Origin of the sequence: Veillonella sp. 27098_8_77, from assembly GCF_041431535.1 — a bacterium.
GTDB lineage: Bacteria > Bacillota > Negativicutes > Veillonellales > Veillonellaceae > Veillonella.
In genome coordinates this window covers 11,737-31,956 of the sequence record NZ_JAPVXW010000010.1, presented here as the reverse complement: position 1 = coordinate 31,956, position 20,220 = coordinate 11,737, and the positions used below count along the sequence as shown (strand labels likewise).

General features: G+C 38.4%; 19 protein-coding genes and 3 tRNA genes. 20 read left to right on the top strand and 2 right to left on the bottom strand.

All coding sequences use genetic code 11. The features are described 5' to 3' along the window. The first annotated feature begins 1 nt into the window (after position 1). From menB to O3617_RS06955, 4 genes are all read left to right on the top strand, one after another. A complete protein-coding gene (gene menB, locus O3617_RS06970; protein WP_371441834.1) occupies positions 2–844 on the top strand; it encodes a 1,4-dihydroxy-2-naphthoyl-CoA synthase in 843 nt (280 codons plus the stop codon). A gap of 129 nt (positions 845–973) precedes the next feature. Further along, positions 974–2,401: an o-succinylbenzoate--CoA ligase gene (gene menE, locus O3617_RS06965; protein WP_371449294.1), complete on the top strand. Its 1,428-nt coding sequence runs from the start codon at positions 974–976 to the stop codon at positions 2,399–2,401. Then, the gene (menC, locus tag O3617_RS06960; RefSeq protein WP_371449293.1) at positions 2,394–3,536 is read left to right on the top strand and encodes an o-succinylbenzoate synthase; all 1,143 of its coding nucleotides are present in this window, start codon (positions 2,394–2,396) and stop codon (positions 3,534–3,536) included. Before menE ends, menC begins: the two co-directional genes overlap by 8 nt. Further along, positions 3,533–3,910 carry a PaaI family thioesterase gene (locus tag O3617_RS06955; protein WP_371449291.1) on the top strand — a complete coding sequence of 126 codons (378 nt, stop codon included), beginning with the start codon at positions 3,533–3,535 and terminating at the stop codon, positions 3,908–3,910. The genes menC and O3617_RS06955 overlap by 4 nt, the downstream gene beginning before the upstream one ends. A 160-nt stretch (positions 3,911–4,070) precedes the next feature. On the opposite strand, the gene O3617_RS06950 is transcribed toward O3617_RS06955, so the two are convergent. After that, entirely contained in the window at positions 4,071–4,688 is a 618-nt protein-coding gene (locus tag O3617_RS06950; RefSeq protein ID WP_371449289.1) for a DUF2939 domain-containing protein, read from the bottom strand. Positions 4,689–4,835: 147 nt separating this feature from the next. Here O3617_RS06950 and O3617_RS06945 point away from each other — a divergent pair, with 147 nt between their 5' ends. The 7 genes from O3617_RS06945 to O3617_RS06915 all read left to right on the top strand — a co-directional run bounded on the left by O3617_RS06945 (position 4,836) and on the right by O3617_RS06915 (position 9,213). Beyond that, positions 4,836–6,050 (top strand): inverse autotransporter beta domain-containing protein, encoded by a 1,215-nt coding sequence (locus tag O3617_RS06945; protein WP_371449287.1) that lies wholly within the window; start codon positions 4,836–4,838, stop codon positions 6,048–6,050. Between the two features lie 296 nt (positions 6,051–6,346). Next, a tRNA-Asp gene (locus O3617_RS06940) sits at positions 6,347–6,422 on the top strand. Positions 6,423–6,442: 20 nt separating this feature from the next. Then, positions 6,443–6,518, top strand: a tRNA-Phe gene (locus tag O3617_RS06935). 14 nt (positions 6,519–6,532) lie between these two features. Next, a tRNA-Leu gene (locus O3617_RS06930) sits at positions 6,533–6,618 on the top strand. Between the two features lie 566 nt (positions 6,619–7,184). Next, on the top strand, positions 7,185–8,690 hold the full coding sequence (locus O3617_RS06925; RefSeq protein WP_371449286.1) for an ESPR-type extended signal peptide-containing protein: 1,506 nt from the start codon (positions 7,185–7,187) through the stop codon (positions 8,688–8,690). Positions 8,691–8,766: 76 nt separating this feature from the next. Continuing rightward, positions 8,767–8,988 carry a type II toxin-antitoxin system RelB family antitoxin gene (relB, locus tag O3617_RS06920; protein ID WP_371449284.1) on the top strand — a complete coding sequence of 74 codons (222 nt, stop codon included), beginning with the start codon at positions 8,767–8,769 and terminating at the stop codon, positions 8,986–8,988. Positions 8,989–9,000: 12 nt separating this feature from the next. Beyond that, positions 9,001–9,213, top strand: coding sequence for a hypothetical protein (locus O3617_RS06915; protein WP_005380157.1), 213 nt, complete (start codon positions 9,001–9,003; stop codon positions 9,211–9,213). A gap of 50 nt (positions 9,214–9,263) precedes the next feature. On the opposite strand, the gene O3617_RS06910 is transcribed toward O3617_RS06915, so the two are convergent. Further along, on the bottom strand, positions 9,264–10,055 hold the full coding sequence (locus O3617_RS06910) for a carbon-nitrogen family hydrolase (RefSeq protein ID WP_371449283.1): 792 nt from the start codon (positions 10,053–10,055) through the stop codon (positions 9,264–9,266). A gap of 184 nt (positions 10,056–10,239) precedes the next feature. Between O3617_RS06910 and O3617_RS06905 the strand changes: the two genes are divergently transcribed. The 9 genes from O3617_RS06905 (at position 10,240) to O3617_RS06865 (ending at position 20,144) form a co-directional block, all read left to right on the top strand. Then, on the top strand, positions 10,240–11,046 hold the full coding sequence (locus O3617_RS06905; RefSeq protein ID WP_371449282.1) for a polysaccharide deacetylase family protein: 807 nt from the start codon (positions 10,240–10,242) through the stop codon (positions 11,044–11,046). A gap of 11 nt (positions 11,047–11,057) precedes the next feature. Next, positions 11,058–11,996, top strand: a complete 939-nt coding sequence (locus O3617_RS06900; protein WP_005377648.1) for a phosphodiester glycosidase family protein — start codon at positions 11,058–11,060, stop codon at positions 11,994–11,996. An 8-nt stretch (positions 11,997–12,004) separates the two neighbouring features. Continuing rightward, a complete protein-coding gene (locus O3617_RS06895) occupies positions 12,005–12,946 on the top strand; it encodes a hypothetical protein (protein ID WP_302943385.1) in 942 nt (313 codons plus the stop codon). A gap of 166 nt (positions 12,947–13,112) precedes the next feature. Then, a complete protein-coding gene (gene waaF, locus O3617_RS06890) occupies positions 13,113–14,192 on the top strand; it encodes a lipopolysaccharide heptosyltransferase II (RefSeq protein WP_371441825.1) in 1,080 nt (359 codons plus the stop codon). Positions 14,193–14,275: 83 nt separating this feature from the next. Continuing rightward, positions 14,276–14,593 carry a hypothetical protein gene (locus O3617_RS06885; protein WP_298605764.1) on the top strand — a complete coding sequence of 106 codons (318 nt, stop codon included), beginning with the start codon at positions 14,276–14,278 and terminating at the stop codon, positions 14,591–14,593. Between the two features lie 493 nt (positions 14,594–15,086). Further along, entirely contained in the window at positions 15,087–16,439 is a 1,353-nt protein-coding gene (locus tag O3617_RS06880) for a pyruvate carboxylase subunit B (RefSeq protein WP_302943417.1), read from the top strand. Positions 16,440–16,578: 139 nt separating this feature from the next. Further along, positions 16,579–17,922, top strand: a complete 1,344-nt coding sequence (locus O3617_RS06875; RefSeq protein ID WP_367890895.1) for a sensor histidine kinase — start codon at positions 16,579–16,581, stop codon at positions 17,920–17,922. After that, a complete protein-coding gene (locus O3617_RS06870) occupies positions 17,915–18,604 on the top strand; it encodes a response regulator transcription factor (protein ID WP_005377711.1) in 690 nt (229 codons plus the stop codon). The genes O3617_RS06875 and O3617_RS06870 overlap by 8 nt, the downstream gene beginning before the upstream one ends. Before the next feature lie 442 nt (positions 18,605–19,046). Then, complete coding sequence (locus tag O3617_RS06865) at positions 19,047–20,144, top strand: S1C family serine protease (protein WP_371441824.1); 1,098 nt, start codon at positions 19,047–19,049, stop codon at positions 20,142–20,144. Positions 20,145–20,220 lie beyond the last annotated feature (76 nt).

Sequence of the window (20,220 nt, the reverse complement as noted above, 5' to 3'; positions counted from 1 at the left end):
CATGAGCAAAATTGATTGGAAAGTATTGGATCGTAATTATGAAGATGTAATTTACGAAACCTATAATGGTATTGCAAAAATCACGATTAATCGCCCAGAAGTGCGCAACGCATTTCGCCCTAAAACCGTAATCGAGCTTATTGATGCATTCACAATCGCTCGCGACGATGCAGAAATCGGTGTTATTATCTTGACTGGTGCTAACCATGGCCAAGGTGAAGATAAAGAGGCATTCTGCTCCGGCGGTGACCAACGTGTGCGCGGCAATGGCGGTTATGTAGGCGATGACAATATTCCTCGTCTTAACGTACTTGACTTGCAACATTTAATCCGCATCATTCCAAAACCTGTTATCGCTATGGTAAATGGTTTTGCCATCGGTGGTGGCCATGTATTGCACATCGTATGTGACCTTACTATCGCTTCTGAAAATGCAAAATTCGGTCAAACAGGTCCTCGCGTAGGTTCCTTCGATGCTGGTTACGGTGCTGGTTATTTAGCGCGCATGATCGGTCATAAACGCGCTCGTGAAGTATGGTTCCTTTGCCGTCAATACACGGCTGCTCAAGCTTACGAAATGGGCATGGTTAACTGCGTGGTACCATTTGACAAATTGGAAGAAGAAACGGTTCAATGGTGTAATGAAATTTTGGCATTGTCCCCAATGGCATTGCGCATGTTGAAAGCATCCTTCAACGCAGATACAGATGGCCTTGCAGGGTTACAACAATTTGCAGGTGATGCAACATTGATGTACTATACAACAGATGAAGCTAAAGAAGGTCGCGATGCGTTCAAAGAAAAACGCAAACCAGACTTCAAACAATTCCCTAAATTCCCTTAATAGGAATATGGTTATCAGTCCTTATGTATGGACCGGAACCTTTTACATGATAAGTGCAGTGCGCCTCTATATGAGGCGCCTTTCTTATACGTATATGTTTTATAGTATTATGGCTAGCTAAGAGGTGAGATGATGGAATGGTTACGATATGGAAAACAGCACTATCCGAATCGTATATGTATGAATGAATATACCTATCGCGACATATATATTGCTGTTGTGCACGTGGCAACGAGATTACAAGCATTGACAGATACACGCATCGCTATAGTATCGGATAACTCTGTAACGATGGCCGTCTATATCTTGGCGGCTATGCTAGTCCATAAAGAAGTGCTTTTATTAAACGTCCATCTTACAGCAGGTGAAATAGAAAACCAGTTATCTCAATTACATATCACAACTGTGCTACATAGTGCTAAACGACAGTCACAAGTGCCAACATCTGCAACAGCCATTCAATTCGAATCCATAAGAACTATGTCGCGTAATGTAGCAGAGGATATCTTTGATTGGACCGTTGACGATAATGACATAGCAGCTATCATGAACACTAGTGCTACAACAGGGCAGTTTAAATCGGTACCACTTCGTTGGGGGCAAATTAAGGCTCATGTGCAAGCATCACAACAGGTACTTGGCGTTACGGAACAGGATAATTGGCTTATGGTATTGCCATTGTTTCATGTAAGTGGTTTGTCTATATTGATGCGATCAATCTACAATGGAACGGCCATGACAATCATGGAATCCTATAACGAAGAACAAGTACTGCAATATATTCATGATAGTCGCATTAATATGATGTCTCTGGTGCCTACCATCTTAAAGAATTTAGAACCGCGCATTGCTCACCATCAACTGCGTGTTATCTTATTGGGCGGTGAATTTATACCGCGACCTCTAGTTGATGCGTGTATGGCAAAGCAGTTACCGATTTATAAGACCTATGGTATGACGGAAACCTTTAGTCAAAGCGTGACCATGCCGGTATTATCGAATCTAAATAAACTTGATTCGGTAGGTAAACCTTTGCCGGGGATGACCGTACATATTGTAAATTCCGATACAGATGGGGTAGGCGAAATTCATTTGAATGGTCCCATGGTTATGAGTGGCTATATCAATCACGCACCGATTCATGGCGATTTTAATACCGATGACATAGGATACCTAGATGAAGATGGCTTTTTATACATCTTAAATCGCCGTACAGATTTGATTATTTCTGGAGGCGAGAATATCTATCCTAAGGAAATTGAAGATACTGTGTATGCCATGCAAGGGGTGAAGGAATGTGCGGTTATTCCTGTAGCCGATACGAAATGGGGGCAGGTGCCTGCACTATTTGTTGCCTTTGATGATGTAGATGTATTAGGTGCCGATTTGGAAATGGTTGTGCGAGGCTATATTTCTAGTAAGCTAGCCAAATATAAGGTGCCTAAATACATTATGATTATGGATGCATTACCACGTAATGGGACAGGTAAGATTATGCGTAAGTCGTTGGCCTCCTATCTCGATATGACGGCGCCGAGTGGAGGTTCTTATGCATGATATATTGAACTTTAAATCCATAACGACATATCGCGTAGCATTGCCTCTAAAATTTGAATTCAAAACGGCTAAGGGTACCGTTCGTGTTCGTGAAAGCATCATCGTTCGTGTCGAGGATCAACAAGGCTATGTTGGATACGGGGAATGTGTGGCTTTCACAGACCCTTTTTATACATCAGAAACCGTTGATTCCGCATGGAAGCAATTGGTGGATACCTATATTCTAGAGTTGCGCTTGATACGGCCAAAACCATTGATGGCCTATATTCGGCAGTTACAATTTTGGTTAAAGCGCGACAATATGCCCATGACAATAGCAGGCCTTGAAAATGCATTAATTAATTTGGACTGCAACCGAAAAGGCGTGAATTCTGTGTCGTATATCATGGGCCAGTCTTTGGAATCTACTATTTCAAAGGGTATCGTCATTGGTGACGTGCCCATGGATAAATTATTAGACATCGTGGAACAGCATGTATCTAATGGTTGCAAACGAATTAAACTCAAGGTATCGCCTCGTGATGGTTATGAACGGACACGACTTGTACGTGAAGCCTATCCAGAATTAGCCTTAGCTGTTGATGCTAACCAAAGTTATACGTATGACCAATTAGATATGGTGGCTGCCTATAATGATTTGAATTTGCTCTGCATAGAGGAACCCTTTAGCATGACGAATTTGATTACCTATAAGGCGTGGAAAGACTCGTTGCCTAATTGGCCGATTACAAGTCCTATTTGTCTAGATGAGTCAATTTTGTCCTATGATGATTTATCTTATGCAATCGAGCATAGATTAATTGATGTGCTCAATGTAAAAGTAGGACGCCTTGGTGGATTCATACAGACGCGCGCCGCTATTTTACGATGCCGTGAAGCAGGTATTCCCTACTGGATTGGTAGCATGGTTGAATCGGGTATTTCAAAGATATTACATATTCAACTAGCCGCTCTAGGTGATACATATATGGCAGGGGATTTATCCGATTCTAATCGTTATTTTGAACATGATTTTATCAGCCCAGAAATTTCATTTATCGATGGGGCCATGCAGGTGCCTAATGGCAATGGTCTTGGTGTTGATGTATTGGATAATCGTATTGAGGAATATACAGTGGAGAAACGAATGCTATGACAATGATAGACGCATTACAAATCGATTGTGTTGAGTTAACAGGGCCTACCAGTGGGCAAGGGGTGATGCATGTAACTAGTTATCATGCGCAGCCACAAGGCTATCTCAATGGTGGCGCTACCTTGGCCTTTGGCGAAGTGTTATCAGGGATGCTCAGCAATCAACTGATTCGAGATGATCAATTTGCTGTCGGACAATCGGTGACTGCAAATCATATGCGCCCTATGAAAGCAGAAGGCGATTTAATCGCTAAAGGACAGTTACTATTACAAGGGAAAACATCTCATGTTTGGCGTTTTGATATGCTTGATGAAAGCCATCGTTTGATATCTCAGGTTACCGTAACCTGTGCGATAGTATCTAAAAATCGATAAGAAAAAAAGACCTCTTTTGGTAAGCTGATACGGAAAAGAGGTAGATAACAGCAAAATTCGACTTTGGCCCTGCGAAGCCCGAAGGGCGTAGACAGACCTGGCCGGTGGAGAATTTTGCTATTATCTACCTCTACAAACGTATTTGCTACGAAAGAGGTCTTTATTTTCTTGTGATTTTATAGAGTGCTTCGATATCTGGGATATCATAGATAGCCCAAGTTCCATCACCGATGTGCTTCATAAGTACTCGGATAGGAGCTGTTTGGTTTGTTTTTGTGTTGTGTATCGTTACGGTTACTGTGGCAGTATCACCATCATCTTCAGAGGTAATGTTTTTTATCTCCAAATGTCGTTGTTTAAATAATTCACCCCGTTGGATACGGTCTACCATAGAGAAGGTATTGGATGTATCTTCGCTTTCAGTATTGGAATCACTACTATTTTGCGATTTGAAACTATCCGGATCTTCTACATATTTACGAATTACATCATCAAGAAGGGCTGGACCGAATGTTTTCGTTGCTGCCACTGCGGCCTTGCCTAATGGTGAGGATGTATCCACATAGGTGTTGCCCTCGCGGGTGACGATGTTTTTTACTAATGATGTTGTATCGATGTGCTCTAATACCGTCTCTGCATCTTTGTTTTCAACGGCTTCACGAATAGTTTGGAACGTGTAGACTGGTGTATGAGGAATATACCATAAGAAATACCACATAGCACTCAGTGCAGCTATGATGGCAATAATGATTGCTATTGTTAGTGTTTTTGATTTCATAATATTGCTCCGATGTATATAATACATATATTTTAACACATAAATTTCTCCTTCTCTATGGTTGTCAGCTTATTAGATTATATGTATAATAAAGTATGTTCATTTTATATTCATTATTAAAATGAATTTGTAAGAGAGGAGTTTGAAATGAAAGATAAATTAATAATAAAAACTCTGGTTTGCAGTGCTTTTATGTGCAGCTTGAGTATGGGAATTATGGCTGCAGATGTGAGCGCTGATGTAAAAGCTGGGGATACTGATCAAAGTAGCTGGATGGATCGTACAGATATCGGTATTGGGGTACAAGGTACTCAGGAAGATTCTTATCATGATTATGCAATGCCTAATAAACAAATGACTGATAATAATCTAAGCTATGATACACGATTCCATTATCGTAATCATAACTCTAAGCAGAAAATGAACGCAAAGTATTTTATAGAAACATTGCAACCTATAAAGAAATATGATAAATCTATGGTTTTTGTACAGGGGCGCTTAGATGGTAATGGTGGCGAAAAAGTTTCCACTACTACATATTGGAATGGTTCGGATTCAGATTTTGGAAGAATTGACGGTCAAGGTACCTATATTGATAAAGGTGAAGTCGTAGAACATGATACGCTTGGTGTTGTCGGTACTGCTGGTATTGGCTATCGCCGTCTTAGTACACATGAGCATGCCTACGTCGGTGCCAATGTATTCTATGACTATGCATTTAAGGATAAATTTTCTCGTGTTAGTGCAGGATTAGAATATGTAGCTGGTCTAAATACGATTAGTGTCAATGTATACCATGGACTATCAGAAAAAAAGGTGGGGCCTTATGACATTAACACACCTTTGCGTCAAGTACCACGGGCAATAGATTTCCATGATAGCTTAAGTTCACCGCCTAATGGTATTCGAAAAACACCTCGATATTCTTATGAACATGTATTGGATGGCTTTGATATACGGTATACACGCGATTATAAGAATGCTCGTTGGTTATCTAGTTATGTGGAAGGATATCATTGGAAAACAAAAGCGCCAGGAAAACATCCAGAAGAGATGTACTATATTGATCAACATAAGTGGCAATCCATACATGGATTAAGGGTAGGCGCTAAAATGAATGTGACGCCTCATATTTCTGTAGATCTAGGAATTGGTAAAAGTAATATTAGTTCTGTAGAACCGTATGTATCTGTTATGTATACCCTAGGTAAGTCTAAATATGCGTACTTTGGTGGTAAGCATAGTGAAAATGTGATGACTTCGGCACGTTCTAAGATGTTCGATAAGGTAAAACGCAGTGATATGAAGGTTGAGTATTATTGGGAGCAAGACTTGCGTGACGGTCCTTGGGATCATCTATAATCAGTATCATGCTGGTAGAAATGCTATAATCAACAATTTCATATAATTATATTTGAATTGGCACCTAAGGTTTCCTTATAGAAATCTAGGTGTCAATTTTATTTCTATAAATTTAGGTATAATTTTGAGCATATTCAAGTATACTGAATATAAATGACTATTATATACGATTTTTAATATATAATTCTTATTTCCATATATTTTGGAAAGATTCATCAAAAAATTAGAAAAAAGTACTTGCATTATGCTAGTGCGTCATGTTAATATATACAAGTAGTCAACGAGAGTTGATATGCGGCCCCGTGGTGTAGCGGTTAACATGTCGCCCTGTCACGGCGAAGATCGTCAGTTCAAATCTGATCGGGGTCGCCATTTTTTTTTACAAAAAACATGCCTCGGTAGCTCAGTCGGTAGAGCAACGGACTGAAAATCCGTGTGTCGACAGTTCGATTCTGTCCTGAGGCACCATTTTTGTATTCCACGCGGTTGTGGTGGAATGGCAGACACGCCATCTTGAGGGGGTGGTGAGCGTACGCTCGTGAGGGTTCAAGTCCCTCCAACCGCACCAAATATGAGGACCTACAGTTCGCTGTAGGTCCTTTTTCTATATCTGTATGAGCAGAGTTTAGGCAAGCTCTAGTAAAACCTGAGAAAATTATATTATTTATTTCTGTCAGCGCGATTAATTGTAGGCTTAATATTGTAATTAGCTGATTTGATCTTTTTATAAAATATAATTATTAACTAAAAATAAAATATTGACATAGATTATTTTAAAATATAAAATAATTGTAGACATACTGGCGTGTCAAAAAGGGATTAGAGAGTTCAGCCAGATATAATATGATATAGTTCGAGAGATCTATATACAAATTAAGACATGTTACGAGAGAGACGAGAGAAGAGTAACATGTCTTTTTTGTATGCCTAAATATAGGTGATAGTTCATTTTTACTCATAAAAATAATTTCATCTAGCATTTAATTAACTGATAAATATACTTAAAAATAAATAAAATATTGACATTAGAAATATAAACAGATATATTGATGATGATATTCATTTTCATACAAGAGAGAGTGTGAAAATGATATAACAACTTATAGTGTGAGAGCTTTAGGAGGGAACTTTCAAATGAATAAGGTGTATCGAGTAATTTTTAATGTCAAAAAAGGTTGTTATACTGTTGTATCCGAGATTGCAAAACGGACAGGTAAATCTAGTAGTGTGTTAAAGAGTAGTACTGTAACGGCGGCTACTCTTGCAGTGCTTATTACACTCGGTGGAATTGCCTCTATTGATGCAGCGAATTATGTCAATATTAGTGGAACTGAAGGAAGCATCTCTGCATCTGCTTCAAAAGGCATGTTCGGTGGTTCTAAAGAATTTAATTTTAATAGCGAGGGTATGAGTGTAACAGGTACAGATTATGCAGGCAGTACTAAGAAAAACACTACTATTCAAGACGGTAAGGTACTTGTAAGCAATGCAGCATATGCAAGCGAACACTACACAGAAATCGATGGTGGTTCTGTACGTACAGAAAATTTAAAAGTTGTGCCAACGATAAAAGACTCCTTAGAGTTCAAACAAGGTGGTCTTGTAGTACGCTCCGAAGATAGCCGCCTTATTGTAAGTAAAAATGGCATTGATCAATCTGTAGATAATGGTCGTGGTCAATCTAACAGTGTGAAGGTAAAACAAACTGGTACAGTATTTAGAACTACAGATAATGGTGCAATAGGTGCTACAGAAACAGTGATTACTGGTAAAACTATTACTGCTGGTGATATTGTTATCAACGGAGAAAAAAGTCAATCTACGATTACAGGCTTAACAAATACAACAGTAGATGCTAAAGACTTTGGTACGCAAGGCCGTGCTGCTACAGAAGAACAATTAAGTGCTGTGCGTAAAGAAATGAAGAATAGTGGTACTGTTATTAATCAACAATTTACGAATATCGACAAACGTGTTAATACAGTAGAAAAATCTGTAAAATCAGTAGATGCTAAGGTAACAAAGGTTGATGCTCGTGTTACAAATGTTGAAACTAAGGTGAGTACAATTGATACAAGTGTTACAAATCTTGGTAAAGAGGTAAAATCAAATACAGAAACACTAACGGCACATACTGCTGCTACAAATAATCGTTTTGCTACTGTTGAAAGTAATCTCAATACATTGGATCAACGTGTTGGTAGTGTGGAATTAGGAATGGTGTCTATTAACCAACGAGTATCAAACCTTGATACTCGCATTAATAAAGTTGGTGCCGGTGCAGCGGCATTAGCAGCCTTGCATCCTGTAAGTGGCGATGGCACAAAGTTCGGTGTGGCTGCTGGCGTTGGTATCTATAATGGTCAAAAAGCCGTGGCAATTGGTGGATCCTATAGCCCTAATGACATGACGACAATTAGTGTGGGTGGTGCTGTAGGCAATGGTGAGAATATGGTCAATGCTGGAGTATCTCTTAAAGTGGGGGCTGGCAATGCTATGAGCAAAGCTCAAATGAATAGTCAAATTAAATCTTTACAAGCAGAAAACAGTGCTTTAAAAGCTAAGGATGTTGCACAAGATACTCAATTACAAGAACTTCGTGCAGAAATTGCTGCATTAAAAGCAAGTATGACAAAATAATATAGATATATCTATTGTAAATTTGTAGACAATTACCTCCTAATATATTAGATTGAGTATATTAGGAGGTAATTTTATGGCTACTATCAATCTAAATTTATCTCATGAAGAATTTGTACTCTTCAATGATTTTGCAAAGATGAAAAAAACGACAATAGAAAATTTACTTAAGAAAACATTATTAGAAAAAATCGAAGATGAGCATGATCTAATGATAGCAAAAGAAGCATTGTTTGAGTTTAGTATGGATTCGGATACCTTTACGGTAAAAGAGATTCAACAAAAATATAATTTATAAGAGGTCATATTAATGAAATACTTACGTCGTGAATTAAACCAAGTAGAAAAGGAATATTTAAAACAATTTGGCGAAGATTCTTTAAATCGTGTTATCCTCCATGATCCAAATACAAAGGATAAACAAGAGGTTCAAGATACGATTGATATTTTGAAAGAAGCGATAGCAAAAAATAAACCTCTCGAACAAGTGCCAGAGGATATGTGGAAGCTTATTGAATTCTAATGTAAAAGACACATTGCAAATCCTTGCAATGTGTCTTTTGTGTTATAAGATTATAGATTATACAGTTCTGGTTTACGGTCCCTGAATATATTGATTTTGTTGCGAATGTCTTCGACAACATTAAAATCAATATCAGCAGAAGCAATACCCTCTTCAGTATCCATTTCCAATAGGTTTGTACCCCATGGATCATATACAGCAGAGTGACCTGTACTTTGAACGCGTCCAACTGTACCACAGCCATTTACAGCACATACGAATAATTGGTTTTCGATGGCCCGTACTTCATTGAGTACTTGCCAGTGTCGTAGGCGCATGGTAGGCCATTGGGCCGGTACAAATAGCAATTCTGTATTTGGTAATGCGGCCATGCGCACTAATTCTGGAAAGCGGATGTCGTAACAGATGACAGTGCTACACGGAATGCCATCTAACTCAAAATGTGTGGTATTAGTACCGCCTGCGAAGTATTGATCTTCTTTCGCCGGACTAAAGCCGTGCATTTTTGAGTATTCTCCGACGAGTTTGCCTTCGCGGTTATAGGCATAGGATGTATTGAATACAACATCATTTTTGGCAACTGCGACAGAACCGCCTACGATATTTACGTTATGCTCTTTCGCAAATGTACTCAATAATGATTTTGTTCGTTCTCCATTTCTATCAGCGATGTTGAATAATTCTTTGGAGGGATAAAATCCTGTATTCCATGTCTCCGGTAATACGATAATATCTGGGCTTTCAGAAAGAGATTGAACGAGTAACTCTTGAACACGATTGTAATTATATTCTACGTCATTTACATGGACGTCCATTTGGATAATGGTTAGGCGTTTTTTCATAGTGAATCCTTTGTTGCATAGTATAGTGTATGTGATATGTATTATAATTTAAATATTAAAACATTATTGAGTAGATTACAATATGGTCCTGAGTGTAGCAAATCGTAGTACGTTGATTTTTACTATTCTCTTTATAAATGATATAATATAAGGTATTAAATTGTGTCTATATAAAGGGGGACCTATGAAACGATTTTCATTGGTAGTGCTTTTCACAATTGTAATTGCTACGATGGTAGCAGGATGTGGAATGCTTTCACAGCAAACGACAGAAAATGAAACTAAAACGTCACCTGTACAAGAGGTTACGATGGTACATCCGTCGGGAATTCCAGTGCTCATGTATCACAAGATTGGCGATGATAAAGATAATGATGCGGTTATCCGCGAGGATTTATTCCGTCAGCAAATGAAGTTCCTTAAGGACAATGGGTACCATCCGTTGACGATGGATCAATTATACGATTATGTAGTTAATGGTGCTGCGGTACCTGAAAAGCCTGTAGTATTGACCTTTGATGATGGTTATGCAGATACATACTCTATCGTGTATCCATTGATGAAAGAATATGGTTTTGCTGCTACTGTATTTGTTAATCCGGGCGATGTAGGCACGCGGCTTACATGGGAACAGCTAAAAGAAATGAAAGATAATGGTATAACTATTTCTAATCATGGATTCCAACATGTGGAAATGGGCCAACTTTCAAAAGCAGCACAAATGGAAAATATTCAAAAAGCACAACATGCGTTAGCTGATAAGCTAGGCATTAAAGATAATCCTTGGTTTTGTTATCCCTATGGGGATAAAAATAAGGATACAGATGTTGCCACAAAAGACAGTGGTATAAAGATGGCAATGGCTATGAAGTCCGGTTGGGCTCATACAGGGGATAATCCATACAATATTTTACGCGTTTGGGTTGGTAATGCCGTAGACATCAAGCATTTTGAAGAGCGAATTAGCACTGAACATTACAGTGATTTATAAGGAGATATACATTGTTTAAAAAGAATTGGGTAAAGTTCATCATTATGGTGTTCTTATTTACCGCAGTCACATCACCATTCGTGGTATTGTTTGGACCATTTAATAATGTAAAACGTGCCGTAATTGGTGCTATCTTACAATCTCGTCACCCTCAATACATCACATGGCTATTTAGCAATGATGAATTGCAATCTATTTTGGGGACAGTAGGCGTTGTAAAGAGTCAAGATTTATTTAAATTTAATGCTCGCGAAGATAAAGACCTAAAATTGGAAAAAATTGAGTCTTCCCGTTATGTAGGGTACGTGCTTGAAATTCCAGATCCTCGTCGCATCCAAGTAGCGACAGCTGCAAACATCCAAGAAAAAGGGGATACCACAAGTAACATCGCTAAAATGAATGGTGCTGTAGCGGCTATCAATGGTGGTGGCTTCCACGATCCTAATGGTACTGGTACAGGACGTTTGCCATATGGCTTTATTCTTCACGAAGGGGATTATATCATCGGTAAGGATGTAGGTCCTGATGAATCCGTTGATTTTGTAGGCTTCTCTAAATCTGGTAACCTCATTGCGGGCAACTATGATAAAACCGAATTAGCTGATATGAAAGCCATGGAAGGTATTACCTTTGGGCCGCCTCTTATCGTAGATGGTAAGAAGATGATCACCGATGGTGATGGCGGTTGGGGCGTAGGTCCTCGTACGGCCATAGGTCAACGTAAGGATGGTACTGTGTTGTTCGTTGTAATCGACGGTCGTCAACCAGGCTATTCCTTGGGTGCTACCTTGCGTGATGTACAAGATGTACTTTATGAAAAGGGCGCTTACATTGCGGCTAACCTCGATGGTGGTTCTAGCTCTACATTGTATTTAAATGGCAAAGTTGTAAATAAACCAGCCGATTTGTTAGGGGAACGGATGATTCCTACGGCGTTTATCGTGAAATAGGAGGAACGATGAAACCTTTTACGCGTGTACTGAGCGCCTTTGCGGTAGGCATTCTACTGCAAGGAGGGGTGTATCTGTACCTTGATCAATATATGTTTGCACCGACTACGGAATTTAACGTCTCTGGTGCATCTAAGGATGACACGAAAAATTTCCCTGATGTAAAAGAGGGGCGTAAATACGTATCTTATGACCATCAGTTCATGGCTGTTGTTACAGATGAGTCTCTTCGGATTTATAAGGCTGGTGAAAGCAAGCCCACAACGGTTAGTTTGAAAGGTCGCTCCATTAGCTATTTTGACTGGATGCCAGATCGTAACTATGCAATTATGGGTCTGTATACGGACAATAAGGTTGTTATGGCTCGACTCAATGCAGATGATCCAGAACACGAAGTAGATACAGAACTCGAAGATGTACCAAAGGGTAGTCGTATTGTTGATGCGGCATATTCCGAAGCGACGAATGTGGTGTACATGAAGGTGAAAGTCCGTGAAGGTGCATATCGGATTTACAGAACTGATGCGAACTATGATACGCGTCGCGTTTACATGCAAGCTACGGACATTGGTCGTATTGCTGTATTCTATGATGAAGATAATTTCTTCTACGATAATGCTAAGACTGGCGACATCTTCATGTTTAATGGAATCGAAGGTGGCTGGCGTGTTATCAACCCACCTGGACGATTCCGTTTGCTTGGTGTAGATACTAGCAAGACCATCTATATTGCTCGTGTTGATGAAGATAATAATGTATTAACTGTATACTCTGGTAAATTAGGTGTAGGATTTAAACCTATTTATAAATATAATAATCCGACTACCTTATCTGAAGTGACTATGAATGCGGTGAAAGAAATTATTGCCAATGGCAGTGATGATACGATCAAAGTAACAGAAGATAACGATAAATCCTCTAAAGACTCTAGCTCTAAGAAAAAGAATTAATATAAAGCCTTTATAATCGCAGGTTATAAAGGCTTTATTTATAAAATTATTTAGTTTTATACGACATAATTCAAGTTGAACTCATATATATTTCGTTATAATCGGTATATGAGTATACGAGATGGTGATTTAACGGGGAGATAATGCATGAGAAAGGCGGTTGTCTATGAATATATTGTTTGTACGGCTCAGCTATATTGGTGATATACTGCATGCCACAGCCGCCGCAAGGTGGATAAAGCAACAGTATCCGAATGCAAAATTACATTGGATTGTTACACCTAGTATGGCTGAACTATTAGAACATAATCCCTATGTAGATCATATAATTCCTTGGGAGCGAGATGTATATGAGGCTCATTCAAAAAAATTACACCTTCGTACCATGTGGAACATGTGGTGGGATCTACGAAAACGTTTAAAGCCTTATCACTTCGATATAGCTGTTGATGTTCAAGGTAGGCTTATTACGGGGCTTGTACTATTGGCCTCTGGTGCACCTATACGGCTAGGATTAGGTGGTACTAAAGAACTGAATTGGTTGTTTACGAATTACAAATCAAAGGATCGGTCAAAGCATGTTATAGAGCAATATCTTGATGTAGCTAAATTACTGCCCGGTGCATTGAATACAGAGACTATCCCTATTGAGACTGAGAATATGGATCTAATGGATCTCATTGTAACAGCTGATGAGCAACAACGGGCTAAATCCGAAGTGGAAACGGCGTTTGCAGAAAAAGATAGACCGTTGATAGGTTTAGTTTTAGGTTCATCATGGCAGACTAAGTCCTGGCCTCATGAAAAGTGGCAACAACTAATTGATTCCCTGTCCTATAGAAGTAATTTTATATGCTTTGGTGGACCAAAAGAAGCGCAAGAGTTTGAAGATTTGATGCAACATGTAGAGAAAGAGGACTTGCCAGTTTACAATAAATTAGGCAAGACTACATTACGTGAAATGGCGGCTCTTCTTGATGAATGTGATGTGGTAGTGGCCTGTGATACGGGTGCACTGCATATGGCCGTAGCTCTAAATCGGCCTGTAATCGCCCTATTTGGCCCTACAAACCCCGTAGAGTGGGGACCTCTAACTGGAACCTATAAAGTGTTACAAAATCATGATATGGATTGCTTAGGATGCCGTAAACGTAAATGTCCGAAGGGAAAAGCGTACTGTATGTCTGGTATTGATCCCGTTATGGTGAAGGAACATATTATTGAATTATTAGGTGTAAAGAATTAGACTTAAATAAGAGTGACAATATATAAAGTTAGTTAGAATACGCATTATATTGTGTCGTCTAACTAGTAGAATAGGAGTATATAATGGCAAAGTTTAAAATTCAAAAAGGCTTATCCGACGCAGAAATGATGAAGCAATGGGGTGGCGATGATAACTTTGAAGAAACTATGATGCAGGCGGAACGCAATGCAGCGAAACCTGTGATTCATCAAAGTCCTAAACAAAACCAAGATGCATTCTATCGTGAGTTTTTAACTGAAAAGGTGGAAACGCTTATCGGTAAGATGTTGTTGGATATTAAAATGGAGTATTTTAAAGAAGGAGAAGGAGCATTCTCTATTCAAGTAAAACGAGATGGTAAGAATATTGTCCTTGAAACAGCTCCTAAAAAGGTAAAGTAAAAACAGGTATATTTGAAATAGAAAATGTATATTCATGAATTTTAGATTGTCTTCACCAGTTATCATAAAAAGTGATAACAAGGATTGTAAATCAAGATAATTCGTTGTACTACATCAATAAATACTGATATGCTTTTGTACATAAATAAAAATTATAACGATATGATGATTGGTTTGCTTTTGAATTCTCATTAACATACTCATTTGGTAATGATTAAAAATGCAAGATAAAATCTAGCATAACCGGTTCTTTTGGTGATTTTTTTTACACTTTTATATCAAAGATGCATGCATTTTGATGATAAATAAGCATAATATACTTGTTGACAAAGAATTTTAGAAGTAGTCTAATATAAGTATGTTCCAATAATTCCTATCACATTTTACCTACATAAGTAGGAACTATAGGAATTGTTGATAAATAGGTATGAAATAGTCATTGAGTGTATGTATAAATTTACATCACTAAACTATTTCGAATTGGAGGATTAACATGGCTAAAAAATTAAAACTTATGGATACCGTTCTTCGTGACGGTCATCAATCTATTTTGGCAACTCGTATGCGTTACGAACAAATGGAACCTGTACTTGGCCTTTTAGATGAAATCGGTTATGAAGCTCTTGAATGTTGGGGCGGTGCTACTTATGATAGCTGCCTTCGTTTCTTGAACGAAGATCCTTGGGAACGCCTTCGCAAATTAAAAGCTAATGTAAAAAATACACCACTACAAATGTTACTTCGTGGTCAAAACTTGTTGGGTTACAAACACTACTCCGATGACGTAGTAGAAGCATTCTGTAAAGCTGCTGTTCGCAATGGTATCGATCGCATCCGTATTTTCGATGCTTTGAACGACCCTCGTAACATGGAAGCTGCTATTAAATACTCCAAAAAAGCAGGCGCTCATGTTCAATCCGCTATGGTATACACTATTTCTCCAGTTCACACAACTGAAAGCTTCTTGAAAGTTGCTGAAACTTTGGTAGAAATGGGTACTGATTCCCTTTGCATCAAAGATATGTCTGGTTTGATGGCTCCAAAAGATGCATATGAAATGATTAGTACATTCAAAAAACGTTTTGGTGAATTGCCAATCGACTTGCACAGCCATTTCACTTGCGGTCTTGCAACTACTACATACTGGGAAGCTGCTAAAGCTGGCGTAGATATCATCGATACTGCTATCTCCCCATTTGCTCATGCAACTAGCCAACCAGCTACTGAAACAATCATCGAAATGTTCAAAGGTACTGAATGGGATACAGGCTTAGATCTTGATAAATTCATTCCATTGGTTGAACACTTCCGTAAAGTAAAACAACAAATCGCTGAAGAATTCAATTTGAAACCAGCTAGTGATGTAATCCCAGCTGTTCGTCGTTACCAAATTCCTGGCGGTATGTTGTCCAATACTCAAAACCAATTAAACGAAATGGGCATGGGCGATCGCTTCTTCGACGTTATGGATGAAATGCCACGCGTACGTGCTGACTTGGGTTACCCTCCATTGGTAACTCCAACATCCCAAATCGTTGGTACAATGGCTATGATGAACGTTATGATGGGCGACCGTTATAAAATGGTTCCTAACGAAGTTAAAGACCTTGTACGCGGTAAATATGGTGCATTGCCAGCTCCAATTTCTAAAGAAATTAAAGAAACTATCATTGGCGATGAAGAACCTATCACTTGCCGTCCAGCAGATCTTATCGAACCTGAATTGGCAGGCTACACTGAAGATTTGAACTCCAAAGGTTACACTGGCATCACTGAAGAAGACGTATTAACATACGCTATGTTCCCAGAAGTTGCAATTAACTTCTTCGAAGCTAACCGTCGTTAATCTCAATATTTACAGCTCTACCTGTACAGGTAGAGCTGTTTTTATGTTTATACGAATTTTATATTTTCTCTTGCTAATCATGAGCAAAATAGCGTACACTATAAGGAGTATCTACTAATTATGATATTGAGGTAATCCTGTGAATTTACAAATTAGAATTTGGATATCCAATGTTGTTCTATTTGTAGTTCCTATATTAATTGCAATTATTCTATTTTTGTTATATTTTTCAGGACTACGCATTTTAGCGAATGCCGGATACTATTTGCGTATCGAGCAAGAACAACAGTTTAAAAGTGTTAGCCGTGTGGCTGAGACTATTACCTTTTATGGTATAGACAATGGTTTAATGGATTCTCTTGTTAAACCAAGCTATAGTTTGTTAGACCCTAATGAGGTGTATGTAGAAATTCTCGATCAGGGAAAGGTTCTATATTCTTACGGTACACAACAGATTTATAATGAATCTGCTATCGTTGGCTTGATTGATGTAAACCCTGAGTTACAAGGGATTGTCTATCAGTCAAATCATACCTTTGTGTACGAAATGCGTAAGAATGAAGGTCGTCATGCATATCTATATCACATAGCTATTAAACGAGCTGTGCATGGTAGTGATAGCTTGATGGAAACTGTTTCGTTCTACATTAGCATTGTTGCATTACTTTTGTTTATAGTTACGTTTTTTGCAATCAACCGATTTGTGACGAAGTTTATTATGATTCACGTCCGCAATATGACGGAATCATTACGAGCTGCTAATTACCAAATCGAAATGGAGCAGGAGCAACAAAAAGAATTGCTTGCAGGTATCTCTCATGATATCCGTACTCCATTAACTGCAATTAAGGCTTATGCAGAAGGCGTTCGGGATGGTATCGCGCCAACCGAAGAGCAACAAAAGCGCTATATGGGAATCATTTTGAAGCGCGCCAATGATTTAGATTCTATGTTGGAGGAATTGTTCCTTATTACAACATTGAACTATAAAAAGGAATCTAGACCATCGGAGGAAATAGAATTAGGGAAATACGTACAAGGTTTCGTAGAAGATCATATAGAGCATTACAAGTCTAGAGGTCTTGAGCTAAGCCAACGTATTACAGTTAAGAATGCTACTATTATGGCAAATCCGCAATTATTACAGCGGGTCTTGCAAAATATTTTAAATAATAGTGCAAAATATAAGATGGCAGATATAGGACATAGTGTTATTGATGTCACCGAAGATGAAAGTCATGTGTACTGTGTGGTAAGTGATGATGGCCCTGGGGTTCCGCCAGAGTCACTTGACCGACTTATGCGTCCGTTTTATCGAGTTGATTCGTCCCGCACTAATCCACAGGAGGGGAGTGGACTTGGTCTTTCGATTATTAGACGTATTATGGAAATTTTCGAAGGTCGTGTAGTGATAGAAAATATTAGACCACATGGACTTAGGATTATTTTAGAGTTCCCGAAAAAAGGAGAAAATCATGAGTGAACATATTCTAATAATTGAAGACGATATTGATATTGCTAATATTGAGCGTGATTATTTGATGGTTGCTGGTTATGACGTAACTGTTATGAATAATGGTACCGATGGTATTGAAGCTGCTTTGAATACGCCAGTAGATTTAATCATTTTGGACGTTATGTTGCCAGAAATGGACGGTTTTGAAGTATGTCGCGCCATTCGTGATAAAGTGCGCGTACCAATTGTGATGGTAACGGCACGCCTCGATGATATCGATAAAATCCGTGGCCTTGGCGTAGGTGCTGATGATTACATCGAAAAACCATTCTCTCCATCTGTATTGATTGCAAAAATTAAGGCTATGTTAGCTCAATATAAACGACTTACTGAAAAAGATGTTGTTGATACAAATGCTATTCAATCTGGAGATATTCGCCTTGATCCTAAGATGATGAAGGTTTGGGTAAATGACAAAGAAGTTCATCTTAAGAAAAAAGAGTTCCAACTATTAGAATTTCTTATGCGTAACCGCGATATTGTATTCTCCAAAGAAGAATTATATTCCCGTGTATGGGGATTAGATTCTTATGGTGATTATGCAACGGTAGCTGTTCATATTAATCGTTTGCGTGAAGAAATCGAAGAAAATCCATCTGATAGCAAACATATTATCACTGTTTGGGGCGTAGGTTACAAGTTTGTATAAAAAGCACAACTAAATTCACTTTTAGCTCATGGATTGGTGAGTTGTTGATGTTATATATGTTTTGAGGCTAATCTTATAGAGAAATAATTGATGTTTTATATATTTTTTATATACTATACTTTATTTTTTAGAGATTTTGTGTATACTATAACTGTAAGGATTATTATGAAGATATACGGAAAAGATACACTTAACTTCTCTCTCTTAATAAGTTCTCTCTCAACTTTTCCGTCTTCATATATAACTCTCTCTCACAGTCTTTACACTCTCAAACTATATGCAAAAGAGGTATTCATTAGTTAATGCTAATGAATACCTCTTTTGTTTTCCCGTTTTTTACACATAATTTAGGAATGGTAGAAATTGTTATATTGCAAATCTACGAAATAAGCCATATAATAAGTGTGCATTGATTGCATACAATTAAAATAGGAGACAGTATATGAATATAAAACAATATAAGAAACAGATCATAGCATGTGCTATTGCACTCTGCGTAGGTGTAGGAGGAGGCTATTATTTCTTCGGTACACCAGCAGGTACGCAACAGAGTGTGGTAACAAATCAAACTAAGCAAACAAAACCTTTGACTGAAGCTCGTAATACCTATGTTGTACAAGCGGCTAAAAAATCAGGCCCGGCTGTAGTGGGGATTACAACACAAGTATTCCAAAAGGATATTTTTAATCGTACCATTTACGCAGGTGAAGGCGTTGGTTCCGGTGTTTTAATCGACAATGAAGGTCATATTGTGACGAATAACCACGTTGTATCCGGTGCCAGAAATGGAGAGGTTACGGTTTCATTATCCGATGGTAGTACTGTTAAAGGTACTGTTATGGGCACTGATGAACAATCTGATTTAGCTGTCGTAAGGATAGATCCACCAAAAAATATTCAACCTGTTGCTATAGGTGACTCCGATTCTTTACAGGTAGGTGAACCAGCAATTGCCATTGGCAACCCCTTAGGTCTTGAATTTAAAGGCTCTGTTACATCTGGTGTAATTAGTGCTTTAGCTCGTACCATTGATGATCAAGGACAACGTTTCCCGTTGATTCAAACTGATGCTGCCATTAACCCAGGAAACTCTGGTGGTGCATTGCTCAATGCTGATGGTGAGTTAATTGGCATTAATAGCTCTAAAATTTCTAAAGAAGGTGTAGAAGGAATGGGCTTTGCCATTCCTATTAATTCTGCAAAACCTATTATTGACTCTATCATTAAAAACGGTAAGGTCATTCGCCCATATTTAGGTGTATGGGCTGTAGATCGTCAAACAGCAGCTCGTAATAATGTAAGTTATGAAGGAGAAGGCCTTCTTATTGTACAATTGGATCCTACTGGCCCTGTGGCTCGAGCTGGTATTGCAGAAGGTGATACGATTGCTCAAATCGATGGTAAGGATGTAAGCACATTAATCGAATTGAAAGAGCAAATTGACGCCAAGAGTCCTGGCGACACTATTTTAGTATCCTATACTCATAATGGTAAAATGAAAAGCACTCAAGTTACATTAGGACAATCTTCGTCTAATTAATAATTGGTAATACACACACGCAAAAGGCGTTCCTTTCAGGGGAACGCCTTTTGTGTATATAGAGATAAAAAATGCC